General features: G+C 38.3%; 12 protein-coding genes. 9 read left to right on the forward strand and 3 right to left on the reverse strand.

Going from position 1 to position 13,735, the window contains the following annotated elements:
- Positions 1 to 37 precede the first annotated feature (37 nt).
- From ACSHXM_RS09925 to ACSHXM_RS09935, 3 genes are all read right to left on the reverse strand, one after another.
- Positions 38 to 760 carry a substrate-binding periplasmic protein gene (locus ACSHXM_RS09925; RefSeq protein ID WP_435688604.1) on the reverse strand — a complete coding sequence of 241 codons (723 nt, stop codon included), beginning with the start codon at positions 758 to 760 and terminating at the stop codon, positions 38 to 40.
- A 117-nt stretch (positions 761 to 877) separates the two neighbouring features.
- A complete protein-coding gene (locus ACSHXM_RS09930; protein ID WP_435688605.1) occupies positions 878 to 2,572 on the reverse strand; it encodes an NAD-dependent malic enzyme in 1,695 nt (564 codons plus the stop codon).
- 53 nt (positions 2,573 to 2,625) lie between these two features.
- Positions 2,626 to 5,241: a penicillin-binding protein 1A gene (locus ACSHXM_RS09935; RefSeq protein ID WP_435688606.1), complete on the reverse strand. Its 2,616-nt coding sequence runs from the start codon at positions 5,239 to 5,241 to the stop codon at positions 2,626 to 2,628.
- A gap of 138 nt (positions 5,242 to 5,379) precedes the next feature.
- On the opposite strand from ACSHXM_RS09935, the gene pilM reads away from it, so the two are divergent.
- From pilM to ACSHXM_RS09980, 9 genes are all read left to right on the forward strand, one after another.
- Complete coding sequence (gene pilM / locus ACSHXM_RS09940) at positions 5,380 to 6,444, forward strand: type IV pilus biogenesis protein PilM (RefSeq protein ID WP_435688607.1); 1,065 nt, start codon at positions 5,380 to 5,382, stop codon at positions 6,442 to 6,444.
- Complete coding sequence (locus ACSHXM_RS09945) at positions 6,432 to 7,013, forward strand: PilN domain-containing protein (RefSeq protein ID WP_435688608.1); 582 nt, start codon at positions 6,432 to 6,434, stop codon at positions 7,011 to 7,013. Before pilM ends, ACSHXM_RS09945 begins: the two co-directional genes overlap by 13 nt.
- Positions 7,013 to 7,639 carry a type 4a pilus biogenesis protein PilO gene (locus tag ACSHXM_RS09950; RefSeq protein ID WP_435688609.1) on the forward strand — a complete coding sequence of 209 codons (627 nt, stop codon included), beginning with the start codon at positions 7,013 to 7,015 and terminating at the stop codon, positions 7,637 to 7,639. The genes ACSHXM_RS09945 and ACSHXM_RS09950 overlap by 1 nt, the downstream gene beginning before the upstream one ends.
- Positions 7,639 to 8,175, forward strand: coding sequence for a pilus assembly protein PilP (locus ACSHXM_RS09955; protein ID WP_435688610.1), 537 nt, complete (start codon positions 7,639 to 7,641; stop codon positions 8,173 to 8,175). The genes ACSHXM_RS09950 and ACSHXM_RS09955 overlap by 1 nt, the downstream gene beginning before the upstream one ends.
- Positions 8,168 to 9,934, forward strand: coding sequence for a type IV pilus secretin PilQ (locus ACSHXM_RS09960; protein WP_435688611.1), 1,767 nt, complete (start codon positions 8,168 to 8,170; stop codon positions 9,932 to 9,934). The genes ACSHXM_RS09955 and ACSHXM_RS09960 overlap by 8 nt, the downstream gene beginning before the upstream one ends.
- A gap of 227 nt (positions 9,935 to 10,161) precedes the next feature.
- Complete coding sequence (aroK, locus tag ACSHXM_RS09965; RefSeq protein ID WP_235311150.1) at positions 10,162 to 10,677, forward strand: shikimate kinase AroK; 516 nt, start codon at positions 10,162 to 10,164, stop codon at positions 10,675 to 10,677.
- 38 nt (positions 10,678 to 10,715) lie between these two features.
- On the forward strand, positions 10,716 to 11,783 hold the full coding sequence (aroB, locus tag ACSHXM_RS09970; protein WP_435688612.1) for a 3-dehydroquinate synthase: 1,068 nt from the start codon (positions 10,716 to 10,718) through the stop codon (positions 11,781 to 11,783).
- A gap of 58 nt (positions 11,784 to 11,841) precedes the next feature.
- Positions 11,842 to 13,365, forward strand: coding sequence for an SPOR domain-containing protein (locus ACSHXM_RS09975; protein WP_435688613.1), 1,524 nt, complete (start codon positions 11,842 to 11,844; stop codon positions 13,363 to 13,365).
- 136 nt (positions 13,366 to 13,501) lie between these two features.
- On the forward strand, positions 13,502 to 13,735 hold a 234-nt coding region (locus ACSHXM_RS09980), incomplete at its 3' end, for a DNA adenine methylase (RefSeq protein ID WP_435688614.1).

The raw sequence follows: 13,735 nt of genomic DNA on the forward strand, positions 1-13,735 counted from the left end.
AGGGCGGATTCTACGCACCTTGTGCACGGGTTACAAACTAAAAATTATGGACGCTTAAAGATTCAATATTGAGAGAATATTTTTTCAGAAGTTTTCTGCGCTGCCCTTCTACCTTTTCGAAGGCTTGTTGAAACAAGTCGATTGTAGAGTCAGGTGTATCTTTATTAAATGCATAATAATTCCCCACTTCGTTAACCTGGTACACTATCTTAAAATCCTTGAGTGACAAATTGTTAGCTTTCACTATGTCCTTAATACTAGCTTGTGAAAGAATAATCAGGTCTAAACGTCCGTTGGCTAACATTAATATAGATTGATTTAAATTGGTTAATGGAGCAATAAGCTTTTTCGGAAAGCCAACTTCTATTAAGGCTACTTCAGAAATATCATTTCGAATAGCTGCTATAGGGTACTGGTAAGCATCTTCAATAGACCGAATCCGAGGTGCAAAGTCTTGGCGAGCCAATAAAATATGTCTAGCAGTATAAATAGGACCAACCCATTTAAACATATGTTCTCTTTCTTTTGCTCTAGCCATAGTAAAGAGCACACTGTTTTTTTGGCTTTTTGTGATCCGGTACCCTCTCGCCCAGGGTACTATTTGGATAGGTTGTTCAGGTATATTTAATTCTCGCCAAATCAGCTTAATTAATTCAACTGACATTCCTTTTAGTTCATCATTCTCAAGATAATTTGAAGGAGGGTATAGCTCAGTGTAATAAGTTAAATCCGCAGGTAAATGAGGCTGTTTCGCATGCACCCCAAAGCAAAAAAGACAGATTAATAAACTGCACAATAATCTCAATTCGTTACTCCCTTATTTAGTAAAGCTCAAACCATCTCATAACCACACTAATATCTAGTGTGGCACAAATTTTTAAATGCTCACCCTTTTATATGGTCGATATTCTGCTGACCAGAAGTTTTTTTCGATACGCTGTTGTAATGTCTCATCAGACACTTCTAACGCTAAACCTTGCTGCATCGCCACTTTACCCACATCAAATGCAATTTTTTTACTCAAGCTTGCGATTTCCCCTAGCGAAGGTAATAAAGCCCCTTCACCACTTTTGGCTAATGGTGAAGTTTCGGCCAAAGCGGCACTCGTTGCCATTAACATTTCATCGCTAATTAACTTCGCTTTAGAAGCTAATACGCCTAATCCAATTCCCGGAAAAATATAACTGTTGTTACATTGGGCTATTGGGAAAGTTTTTCCCTTATATTCGACAGGTTTAAAAGGACTTCCAGTAGCGATAATCACTTCACCATCGCACCATTCAATAACTTGTTCTGGCCGAGCTTCCACTTGACGTGATGGATTACTAAGTGGAAATATTATAGGTAATTCACAATGCTGCTTCATGCTACGAACAACATCTTCTGTAAATAAGCCAGCTTGACCCGATACACCAATTAATATGTCTGGTTTGGCGTTATTAACCAATTCTAATAAAGAAGCGAATTCACCTTCAAAAGACCAATCTTTTAACGTTTCTTTGGACTGCACTAATTTTTGCTGGAAATCTCTCAGTCCAGTAGATTTGTCCGATAACAGCCCCATACGATCAACCATGAAGACTTGTTTTCGGGCTTGCTCATCAGAAATGCCTTCACTGCACATTTGTAAAATAATTTGTTCGGCAATACCGCAACCTGCAGAACCAGCGCCAACAAACACCACTTTTTGCTCAGACAACTTGCACTCTTTACTTTTACAAGCTGCCAATAATGTACCTACAGCGACCGCTGCGGTTCCTTGAATATCATCATTAAAACAACAAATTTCATTACGATAACGCTCCAACAAAGGCATAGCATTTGGCTGAGCAAAATCTTCGAACTGCAACATTAAATCAGGCCAACGACGATAAATAGCTTTAATAAACAGGTCAACAAACTCATCGTACTCTGCTTGGCCTATTCGTTTGTGTCTTGCTCCCATATACATAGGATCGGCGAGTAGTTTTTCGTTATTTGTGCCGACATCTAACATGACAGGAAGAGTATAAGCAGGACTAATACCGCCACAGGCAGTATATAAAGACAGCTTGCCAATTGGGATCCCCATGCCGCCGATACCTTGGTCACCCAAACCTAATATTCGTTCTCCATCGGTCACAACAATCACTTTGACTTTACGTTTGGTAGCATTACGAATGATATCGTCCATTTGATGACGTTCAGAGTAGGAAATAAATAACCCGCGAGAACTACGATAAATATCTGAAAACTGCTCACAAGCATCGCCAACAGTTGGCGTATAGATGATAGGCATCATTTCATTTATATGTGCGTTAATTAAACGATAAAATAAGGTTTCGTTATTATCTTGAATTGCACGTAGATAAATATGTTTATTGATAGGTTCATCAAAACTTGAATACTGCATGTATGCACGTTCGACTTGTTCTTCAATTGATTCATATCTAGGTGGAATAAGACCAGTTAGGTTAAACGCAACACGCTCATCAACACTAAAAGCGCTGCCCTTGTTAAGCAAAGGTGTTTCAAGTAATGATGGCCCAGAATGGGGAATATATAATGCACTTTTTGCCGCAGGTTTGCTCATAGCTACACTTATCCTTTAGGTAATATTATTTCACAAACTAGCACCCATAATACTTAAAATATATCTTCTAGCTGCTGGTTGTTTAACTCGCCTTTTTCACTAGATTCAATCACTTCTGCATCTGTTGCATACACAACTGGTTGGGTACCGTCTATAAAGTATTCAAACATAGAAGTGTTATCAGTTCTATCAGTTAATTTACCCGAACTCTTATCTATTCGCACTTTGACTAAATTAGTAGGCATTGGCAATAAGTGTTCAGGTTTATCAGCTAAAGCCTCTTTCATAAAGCGGATCCATGTTGGTTGCGCTGCTAACGCACCAGCTTCACTGCCGATTAAAGCATTGCCAATATAATTAAACTTTGTGGGATTTTTATTCACTAAATTTTGATTTCGAGTAGTTCGGCCAAGTCGACGATTATTATCATCAAAACCCACCCAAGCTGTGGCCACCAAGTTTGGCGTATAACCACTAAACCAGGTATCTCGTACGTCATTGGTTGTTCCCGTTTTACCGGCAACATCATCTCTTTTAAGTAGCAATGCGGTACGCCAGCCTGTTCCGCGATTATCCCAGTGTCCATTAATTTGCACAGCTGAACGCATCATTTCAGCCACTAAAAAGGCATTTTCAGCACTGATGACTCTTGGAGCTTGTAACACTTCTTTGTCTGGGGTCTCTACTGGCTTATCAATCTCAAATTCAGCAGCAAGCAAGGCTTCAATGTCGTCAGGATTGATTTCAGCTGGTTGCACAACATCAGCCACACAAGGGTCGCAAGCCAGCGGAGGATTGGAAACCCAAATAGGTTTTCCGTATTCGTCTTCAATTCTTTGAATAAAATGTGGCTCTATTAAAAAGCCACCGTTTGCAATAGCAGCCATTGCTGTTGCTACTTCGAGTGGAGTATGCGATCCAGACCCCAAAGAAAGCGTTTCGTCTTTAGGGATCTCATCTTTATCAAAACCAAATCGTGGTAAATACTCAACCACATTCTCTAACCCAACAGCTCTTAACAATCGAACAGAAACCACGTTTTTAGATTTACTAAGTGCCACACGCATCCTAATTGGTCCATCATATTCTGCAGGTGAATTTTCTGGTCTCCAAGCGTTACCAGACCCAGCCTGCCATTGTGTAATCGGAGCATCGTTAATTACGCTAGCTAACGTAAAACCATTATCTAAAGCTGCTGAATAAATAAAAGGCTTTATATTTGAACCCACCTGCCTTTTGGCTTGAGTCGCACGGTTAAACTGACTTTGGTAAAAGCTATATCCACCAATCACGGCTTGCACGCCCCCATCTTTAGGATTTAAAGCAACAAAAGCACTACTGGCTTGAGGAAACTGCGCAAGCTGCCAGTGAGCATCTTCAGCTCTTTTACGAATGAGAATAAGCGCCCCTTCTTGTAAAATATCAGAGGCTACTTTGGGCTCTGCTCCTTGTTTAGCGTCATTAATAAAAGGCCTAGCCCAATCTAAGCCGTCCCAATCGATGACACTGTATTTACCTTGTTGATTAAAAATGATGATATCTTTTTCATTCACTTTTACCACTATTGCAGGCTCTAGGGGTTCGAAAGTCGGGTGGTTCTTAAGAATGGTTAACATTTCTGATTCAGAAAGTGGCTTGTTTGGTTGCTGTTCTGAAACATCTGTTGAAATTGAGTTGTTTTCAACGTTTGAATTCCAAACCATTTTTTCTGGTCCATGGTATCCATGACGCTCATCATAATCATGAAGGTTTTGACGTACTGCATCTTGAGCCGCTTTTTGCATATCAGAAGTCACAGTGGCAAAAACTTTATAACCTCCCGTTTCCGCTTCGTCTTTACCATATAGCTCAATCATTTCATTATAAATAGTGTCGGCTAAATACGGTGCATCAAGCTCAATCTCTGCACCATACTTTTTAGCGGTGACCGGGGCATTGGCTGCTTGATCAAATTGCTGCTGATTGATGTAACCTTCATCCAACATACGCAATAATACAATTCGTCGTCTTACTACCGAACGATCTGGACGGCTAATAGGATTCAAAACGGAAGGTGATTGAGGCAATCCCGCAATAGTGGCAATTTGCGCTAAATTGAGTTCATTTAACGATTTACCATAATAAACCCTCGCCGCCGCACCAAAACCAAAGGACCTATGGCCTAGTTCAACTTTGTTTAAATATAGCTCTAAGATTTCTTGTTTCGTTAATAATTGCTCCATATGCCAAGCAATAATAATTTCTCTAATTTTACGGATATACTTTTTTTCTCGAGTAAGAAAAAAGTCACGTGCCATCTGCATTGTGAGAGTGCTTCCGCCTTGTCCTTTTTCTCCCGTAGTAACTAAGTTAATAAAAGCGCGCATCATGCCGATAGGATCTATACCGGGATGATCGTAAAAACGGCTATCTTCAGTTGCGATAACGGCATGTTCCAACATATCTGGTATTTGCTCCAGAGTTAGTGGAATTCGTCTTTTTACGCCATACTGAGAGATTAACTTACCATCTTGAGAATAGATGCGCATGGGTGTTTGTAACCGAACATCTTTAAGGATATCGACACTAGGTAGGTCAGATTTGATATAGAAATATGTACCTAATATAGCGGTAACACTTAAAATAAATAGTACAGAAGCAGCGATTAATGCGGGTTTAAGATACTTCACAGATGTTTTATACCAAGGCAATTTTTAATAAATGATCTACATTTTATACCTATGTACGCTTATTAGAACCATAAATAATAAAAAATTAAGTAATAATAGCTGTGTGAATTTATTTGTATTCAACCAAAAGTAGAAAAATTGATGAACTTATTCAGTCCTAAAACACAACAAATGATCGGCCTAGACATAGGTACGCGATTTGTTAAAGCTGTTGTGTTGGAGAAATCAGCAGACAATTTTACACTGCAAGCCTATGCCTGCGAACCCATTGTGGGTAACGCTTTTGCTGAACGAGAAATTAAAGATTTTGAAGCTGTCAGTCATGCATTAAAAAAAGTTAAGTTGGCACTAAAAAGCAAAAGTAAGTTAGTCGCTATTGCTGTATCGGGTTCTACCGTGCTTAATAAAATAGTTTACATGGATCCAGGCCAGTCAGACCATGAATTAGAAAGCCAAATCGAACTTGAAGCTGACAGTCTAATTCCCTATCCACTAAACGAAGTATACATAGACTTCGAAGAGTTAAATGTTAGTGATACAAAAACCAATAAAGTAGAAGTACTTTTAAGCGCCGTTCACAAAGATATTGTGGATAGAAGAAATACGTTATTGGGAGAAGTAGGGTACGAAACCAAAATTGTAGATGTTGAAAGTTACGCTTTAGGTTCGGCTGTAGCAGAGTTTCATCCTAGCGAGCCAGAAGAAAATGTCTGTTGTATCAATATTGGAGCAACGCAACTTCAATTTTGTGTTGTTAAAAATGGACAAGTTGTTTATACCAAAGACCATAGTTTTGGAATGGATTCATTAATTCAAGATTTAAGCATGTTGTTTAGCCAAGAGCGTTCACAAATTGAACAACAGTTAACGGAAAACACCTTACCGGAATCATGGAAGCAAGATTCTTACCCTATGTTTTTAGCAAACTTACAACAAAATATTAATAGGGCAATCCAAGTTTATATCAGCGCAACTAGCGCAGCTCGTCCTCAGTCAATACTGATTTGTGGTGGCGGTGGTCACTTGTCATCTTTAACCGAAGACCTTTCGAGTGATTTAAACATTAAGGTTTCTGCGTTTAATCCATTCGAATCAATGGCAATCAATGAGAAAGTCTCTCAAGAAGCATTAAATTTAGTTTCACCACAATTGATTATCGCAGCAGGATTAGCGAATAGGAGTTTTCAACCATGGCACATATAAATTTATTGCCTTGGCGCGAAAGCCAAAGAGCAGAGCAGAAAAAGAGCTATTTAACATTATTGGCAGTAATTGCTGTTTTAAGTTTTGGTTTCATGTTTGGTATTGCCAATGTTATTGAGCAAATAACTAAAAACCAAAATGTTAGAAATGACTTTGTTCAACAACAAACGGTTTTGTTAGACAAACAAATAGAACAAATTAAAAATATTAAAAAAGACAAACAAGCAATCGAACAAAGAATGGCTTTGATCGAACAACTTGAGTCCAGTCGAAATGCAGTACCCATTGTTTTAGATGAATTAGTTAAGTTAGTCCCGCCAGGATTATCTTTTAGAAGCTTCTCAAGACAAGGAAATAATATAGAAATTTTAGGGGTAAGTGAATCGAACAACCGCTTAGCCGACTTTATGCGCCAACTTGAAGATTCGACTGTATTTAGTAGTGGCAAGTTATCGTCAATTGTGGCCGATACTTCAGCGTTAGAAGCAGTTAGTGATTTTAAATTGACCTTTACTATTAATCCTAGTGTTGCGCCTGATTTTTCGGCCATCACTGAGGAGTCTAAATAATGAAATTTGATTTTAATAAATTAAAAGAAATTAATGACCTAGATCCGGAACAAATTGCCGTTTGGCCTTTCGAAGTCAAAGCTGTTGTAGCTGCTTTTGTTGCAATAATCAGTTTAGTTGTTGGTTATCATGGGTTAGTTAAGTCTAAACTTCCTATTCTAGAATCAGCACAAAACAAAGAAATTGAGTTAAAACAAAATTATCTCGCTAAGTATAGAATCGCAGTCAACCTAAAAGCATACGAAGAACAATTAGCAAGATTACATAAAGATTTTTCTTCTATGCTTAAATCACTACCCACAAGTAATGAAACGCCAGGGTTATTGGATGATATTACGCTCGTAGGTACATCCGCTGGACTCACCTTTAAATTATTAAATTGGCAAAGAGAAATACCTAAAGAGTTTTACGCAGAATTACCTATAGAAATGGAAGTGACTGGTGGATATCATAACTTTGGTCAATTTGCTTCGGAAATTGCAGGTTTACCTCGGATAGTTACTGTACATGATTTTGAAGTAACTCAAGAAGCTAAAACACTAAAATTAAAAGTCCAAGCCAAAACCTATCGCACATCTATGGGTGAAAATACTACAGATACCAATACAACTAAGGGGCAAAAATAATGAATAAAGCTCTTATTGTATTGTCTGCAGCTGTATTGCTAGGTTGCGAGCCAAAAGTAGATGACTTACAAGCTTTTATCGCAGAAGTTAAACAAACAACTCCTGTTAGTATCGAACCTTACCCTCAGTTTGAAAGTAAACCAAGGTTTGTCTACTCGGCTGCAGAATTACGAAGTCCTTTTCAACACCCTAGAAATACAGGTGCTGAGGTAAAGGAAGTTGCCTCTCAACCCAATTGTGCACAACCTGACTTTAAACGAACCAAACAACCTTTAGAAAAATTTGGAGTAGACGCTTTATCTGTCACCGGAGAGTTCGTATCTAAAGGTAAAAAATGGGCTCTAATTCAATCAAATTCTGGTGCTTTATTTAAAGCTACTATAGGTGATTATCTAGGGTTATTCTTTGGAAAAATCGATTCAATTCAAGATGGTACAGTATCTTTTACTGAAATGTTGCCCGATGGTGCTGGCTGTTGGCAGAAAAAACAAGCTACACTCACCATGCTTTCAAAGGCAGGAGAAAATAATGTCTGAGCGCTTTATATTTAACAAAAAACTAAACTCAAATCCTACAAAATGGGTTTTGTTACTCGCTGGCGTATTAACCTTTGCCACTTTCAAATCTTTTAGCCAAGAAGCATCTCCGGTTTTAATTGATGCCACTCCTATAACTGAATCGGTTTTTCAATCTGAATTACAAGATATTCAATTTAATCGCCTTGCCAGTGGCGGCGCAAAAGCTACGTTTGAATTTGACAATGATGAGTTTCAACTTCAGCTTAGCCAAAAATCGAATGGATTATTGCTAACGTTACCTAATACTAAGTTAGCCGATGAGCAACTGTTTACTTTAGATGTAATCGACTTTGCTACTCCGGTAAATTCTATTGAAACCTTTCAAGACGAAGAGCAAACAAGAGTACTGTTTTCATTACAAGATAAAGTGACCTTTAAACACGAGAAGTCTTCTAATCGATTAATCGTCAATATTAGTAAAAAGCTCAGTGACACACCGACAGAAGAACAAACAGATTATAAGGGCGAACCTATCTCTTTGGATTTCCAAGATGTTCCAGTACGCCAAGTTTTACAAATAATCTCACAAGTTAACGGTTTTAACCTGGTGACCACAGATACAGTATCAGGCAACGTGACTATCAGTTTGTCTGGTGTGCCGTGGGACCAAGCTTTAGACATGATTTTAAAAATCAAAGGGTTAGATAAGAGGCTAGAAGGTAATATTTTACTTATAGCACCAACAGAAGAGTTAACGGCACGTGAAACTCAACAGCTTCAGTCAAAACAGCAAGTTGCCGAATTGGCACCGTTAATATCTACCAATGTGCAAATTAATTATGCAAAAGCTGTTGAACTAGCCGCTATTTTAAAAGGAACCGAAAATAGTATTTTAACTCCAAGAGGCAGCGTGTCTGTTGATGAACGAACCAATACCTTATTGTTAAGAGATACTCAAGCATCTATCGATGAAGCTAAAAACCTAGTTGACGCATTAGACATTCCAATTAAACAGGTCTTGATTGAATCACGAATGGTAACGGTAAGAGACAATGCTAGTGAAGCATTAGGTGTCCAATGGGGAGCGAGCAACAGAGGAAGCAATGGCGGTGTATCAGGCTCATTGGCTGGTGCTGATTCAATTGCTTCAGGAGTTGTCCCGTCCATATCAGACCGATTAAACGTCGCTCTACCTGTAGCTAATCCAGCGGGTAGAATCGGGGTTCAAATAGCTCGACTAATTGACGGCACTATCATTGATTTAGAGTTATCAGCTTTAGAGTCTGAAAATAAAGGTGAAATTATTGCGAGTCCACGGATCACTGTTGCGAACCAGCACGAAGCATACATAGAACAAGGTACTGAAATACCCTATGTACAATCTACTTCAAGTGGTGCAACGTCCGTAGAATTCAAAAAAGCGGTATTGAGCATGAAGGTTATTCCTCATATCACACCAGATAATCGAATCATTCTCGATTTAGTGGTTACCCAAGATACTAGAGGTGACACAGTGTCAACTTCAACAGGCCCAGCAGTAGCAATTGATACTCAAGAAATTAGCACCCAAGTATTAGTAGAAAACGGAGAAACAATTGTTTTAGGTGGCATATTCCAACAAGCTTCTACTGATGATACTTCCAAGGTACCTTTATTAGGTGATCTACCAGTAGTGGGCAATTTGTTTAAAAATTCGGCAGAAAGAATAGAAAAAAGAGAACTATTGATTTTTGTTACACCTAAAATAATTACAGACAAACTACAATCGCGTAATTGAAACTCGCAAAATTAGACGAAAATATTAGGGAAATGTACTCATTTCCCTTTTTTTTGCACTTATTTAACCGAATCCTTGAAGTTTAAAATGACAAAGCTTGCAAAATTCAGGTTAAAGCTGAGATAATCCTCGTCTCGAAATTTTAACGAGGTCTGGTTAATCCATAAAAGGGTAGCCGAACAACACTTTCTACCCCTTAAATAAACAAAATTGTGAAATAAGCAAAAATGGCTGAAAAACGTAATATATTCCTTATAGGCCCCATGGGTGCTGGTAAAAGCACAATTGGTAGGCACCTAGCAGATGAACTTCATTTAGAATTCTTTGATTCCGATCACGAAATAGAAAAACGCTCAGGCGCAGATATTGCCTGGATATTCGATCTTGAAGGTGAAGACGGGTTCCGAGATCGCGAAGAAAACGTCATCAATGACTTAACCGATAAACAAGGCATAGTGCTAGCAACCGGCGGTGGCTCGGTTATCAACAAAAATGTGCGTAATAGATTATCTGCACGTGGCATTGTTGTGTACTTACAGACAACAATAGATAAACAAGTTGCTAGAACTCAACGTGACAAACGTCGTCCTTTATTACAAAAAGATGATCCTGAACTAGTTTTACGCAAATTAGCAGAAGAGCGTAATCCTATGTATGAAGAAGCAGCCGATTATATTGTTGATACAGATGATCAAAGCGCTCGCGCAGTAGCGAATCAAATCATCGAAAAAATAGGTCTGTAACCTTAACTAAACTATTCTAAATAGGGCAGCGCTCGCAAATGACAACATTAAAAGTTGAGTTGGGAGCGCGTAGCTACCCTATCTCTATTCAAGCCAATTTATTAAATCAAAAAGGCGTCCTTACTTCACATCTAACCACAAAAAAAGTGGTTGTAGTCACTAATGACGTAATTGAATCGTTATTCTATCCTCAAGTTTTAAAAGCATTAGAAGGCTGTGAAGTCAGTAAAATTGTGGTGCCTGATGGCGAGCAATACAAAAACTTACAAACTTTTGAATCTGTGATATCTCAATTACTTGAAATGTCAGCAGGCAGAGACACCACACTGATTGCTTTAGGTGGCGGTGTAATTGGGGACTTAACGGGCTTTGTTGCTGCGAGCTTTCAGCGCGGCATTCCGTTTATTCAAATCCCTACCACTTTATTATCTCAAGTCGATTCTTCAGTAGGTGGAAAAACCGCTGTGAATCACCCTTTAGGTAAAAACATGATCGGTGCTTTTTACCAGCCTAAAGCCGTCATCATTGATACAGACAGTTTAACATCATTGCCTAAGGCTGAGTTTTCAGCAGGTATGGCCGAAGTAATAAAATATGGGATCATTTATGATCATGAATTTTTTGCATGGCTTGAAGAAAATCAACAATTAATTAAACAGCAAGATCAACAGGCTCTGCAACATATGGTTGCCCGCTGTTGTGAAATAAAAGCAGAAGTAGTAGCAATTGACGAAAGAGAATCTGGTTTGCGAGCCATTCTTAATTTGGGCCATACTTTCGGTCACGCGATTGAAGCTGAGCAAGGATACGGTAACTGGTTACACGGTGAAGCCGTATCAGCCGGCATTGTTCTTGCTTCTGCAGTAGCTACTAAGATGAATTGGCTCGAAGCGTCAGAATATAGTCGTATTAAAGCCTTGTTAAGTGCGTTCGATTTACCGATAGAAGCACCGAGTGATATGTTTTATGACGATTTCGTCAAACATATGCGCCACGACAAAAAAGTACAGGCTGGCGATCTAGTGTTTGTTATTCCTCAAGGAATTGGCAAATCTGTAGTCACCAAAGATGTCTCAGAAGAGGTGTTACGATCCGTTTTATCTTAGTTCATTAAACGAGGCTTGTTGTTAACCCAACAAGCCTAATGAATTAGGTAAAGGAATCATGGCGACATCTGAACTCAGTAATAGACTAGACTGTTTAACAAGCTTTTCATCACAACTCGTTTTTGTTTGTTCTGACAAAGTGAAACAGCAATCACAAATTGTAGAAAGCTTTATTGGTCAACAAAATGAAGACACCAATCTTGCCATAATTACAGCCAATGAACTCACTCCTTTAGTCAGCTACCGAGAAACCTTATACAAGCAACTGATTAGCCAAGAAAAAATAGCCGACTTTAACTTACCTCTCAACCAATTGTTGGTTAGTTTAAATAAACACGATGGCCCTGTTTTAATTAGCCTTTTTCAAGCAGATCGATTACCTGTCAAACTCATTAAAGAATTATGGGAATTAGTTTTACAAAGTCGTTTTGCTAAAAATAAGCAACACCTAAACGTATTGTTAATCGGAAAATCTGATTGGGCAGAGAAAATTAAAAATGGTCTTGGCGCCCGTTCAAAGGAAAAGCCAATTTTACTGAACGGACACAGCTTTCATTCCAATGTTTCAGAAACATTAAGTACAAATGTCAAACAGTTGCCAGAATCAAAACTCGGATATTATGAACCTCTCAATCAAGACGAAAAAAGTCGTTTTTCGAACACCGCAATTTATAAAAAGTGGGCCAGTATTAGCTTAGCTTTGTTAGTATTCTTCGTTTCATTTTCAGGGATACTTTATTGGCTTTATTCAGACCAAATAAAACAAACATTTGGTAATTCTCTCAACACATTCGAAATATTTTCTTTTAACAGCCCACAGCCAGAAAGAGAAGTGGCTGTACCTTTAATGCCTTCAGAAACGCCCTTAAATCAAAGTAAAGTTAAAGCCCAAGAAACACAGCTAGTTGAGAAAGTTATTAGTGTTAAAGAACCCAATTTACCCGTTAAAGACATCGCTAGTGATGGTCAAAAATTAGTGACCGATTGGCAAACAGCGAGTGAAGAGCTTAGTAATAATCGTGAAAATATAATAAAAAAGCTCAGCACGAACGAGGAAAACATCACACCTCTAGAATCAACTATCCCTCAAGAAAATGAACAAAACTCTGCAATATCTGATGATGAAGTATCATCTACTTCCAAAGAAGTTACAGACTATAAAGTAGAAGACGTTGCCATAGTTGAGCTAACGCCCTTAAATCTGACTCAAGAAGCCCAAACAGAAAGTACTGAGTCACCTAGCTCAAAATCTATTGAAAATGTCTTACAAACAGAGTTGCTAACAGATCAATCTGCCCTACTCACAACACTGCCAAACAGTCACTTTGTCATCCAAATAGCTGCCATGAGTAATTTCACGTTATTGCAAGAATATGTAGCAGACAAAAAATTAAGCCAACACCTTTGGCTTTACACAACACAAAGGTATGGAGGAGATTGGTATGTTTTATTGTATAACCAAGATTTTTCAAGTATTGAACAAGCTCGGCAAAAAACTGCGCAATTGCCGGTCAACTTTTTAGACAATGTTCCTTTTGCAAAACCAGTGAGTCAAGTTCAACAAGAAATACCACTTTTGTAGACAGAAGCTAATTGTTGTTTGCTGCTTAGGCCGTTACAATTCTCTCTCAGGTCTGTTTTTGTAAATTGGCATTTATGGCATTAAAACAATAACCAGTCATTTCCGTAAGTTTGTAGGTAGCGCAAAACAACTCATAATGAAAGACAAAAAAACTAGAGCCTTTTTAAAATGGGCCGGCGGAAAATATAATCTTATTGAAGCTATCAGTGATCAGCTACCAGCAGGTAATAAGTTAATTGAGCCTTTTGTCGGCGCAGGTTCGGTGTTTTTAAATACCGATTACCCAAAGTATTTACTCAACGATATCAATCCAGATTTAATCAACCTTTATAAAATTATTAAGAAAAGTTCTGATAATTATATTAAGGAC

It is taken from the genome of Paraglaciecola sp., from assembly GCF_051252315.1.
Classification (GTDB): Bacteria; Pseudomonadota; Gammaproteobacteria; order Enterobacterales; family Alteromonadaceae; genus Paraglaciecola.

Bases quoted from the DNA above. Each gene is read 5' to 3' on its own strand.
- ACSHXM_RS09950 (WP_435688609.1), top strand. From the start codon at position 7,013: ATGAAATTTGATTTTAATAAATTAAAAGAAATTAATGACCTAGATCCG.
- ACSHXM_RS09955 (WP_435688610.1), top strand. From the start codon at position 7,639: ATGAATAAAGCTCTTATTGTATTGTCTGCAGCTGTATTGCTAGGTTGC.
- ACSHXM_RS09960 (WP_435688611.1), top strand. From the start codon at position 8,168: ATGTCTGAGCGCTTTATATTTAACAAAAAACTAAACTCAAATCCTACA.
- ACSHXM_RS09975 (WP_435688613.1), top strand. From the start codon at position 11,842: ATGGCGACATCTGAACTCAGTAATAGACTAGACTGTTTAACAAGCTTT.
- ACSHXM_RS09945 (WP_435688608.1), top strand. From the start codon at position 6,432: ATGGCACATATAAATTTATTGCCTTGGCGCGAAAGCCAAAGAGCAGAG.
- aroB (WP_435688612.1), top strand. From the start codon at position 10,716: ATGACAACATTAAAAGTTGAGTTGGGAGCGCGTAGCTACCCTATCTCT.
- aroK (WP_235311150.1), top strand. From the start codon at position 10,162: ATGGCTGAAAAACGTAATATATTCCTTATAGGCCCCATGGGTGCTGGT.
- ACSHXM_RS09930 (WP_435688605.1), bottom strand. From the start codon at position 2,572: ATGAGCAAACCTGCGGCAAAAAGTGCATTATATATTCCCCATTCTGGG.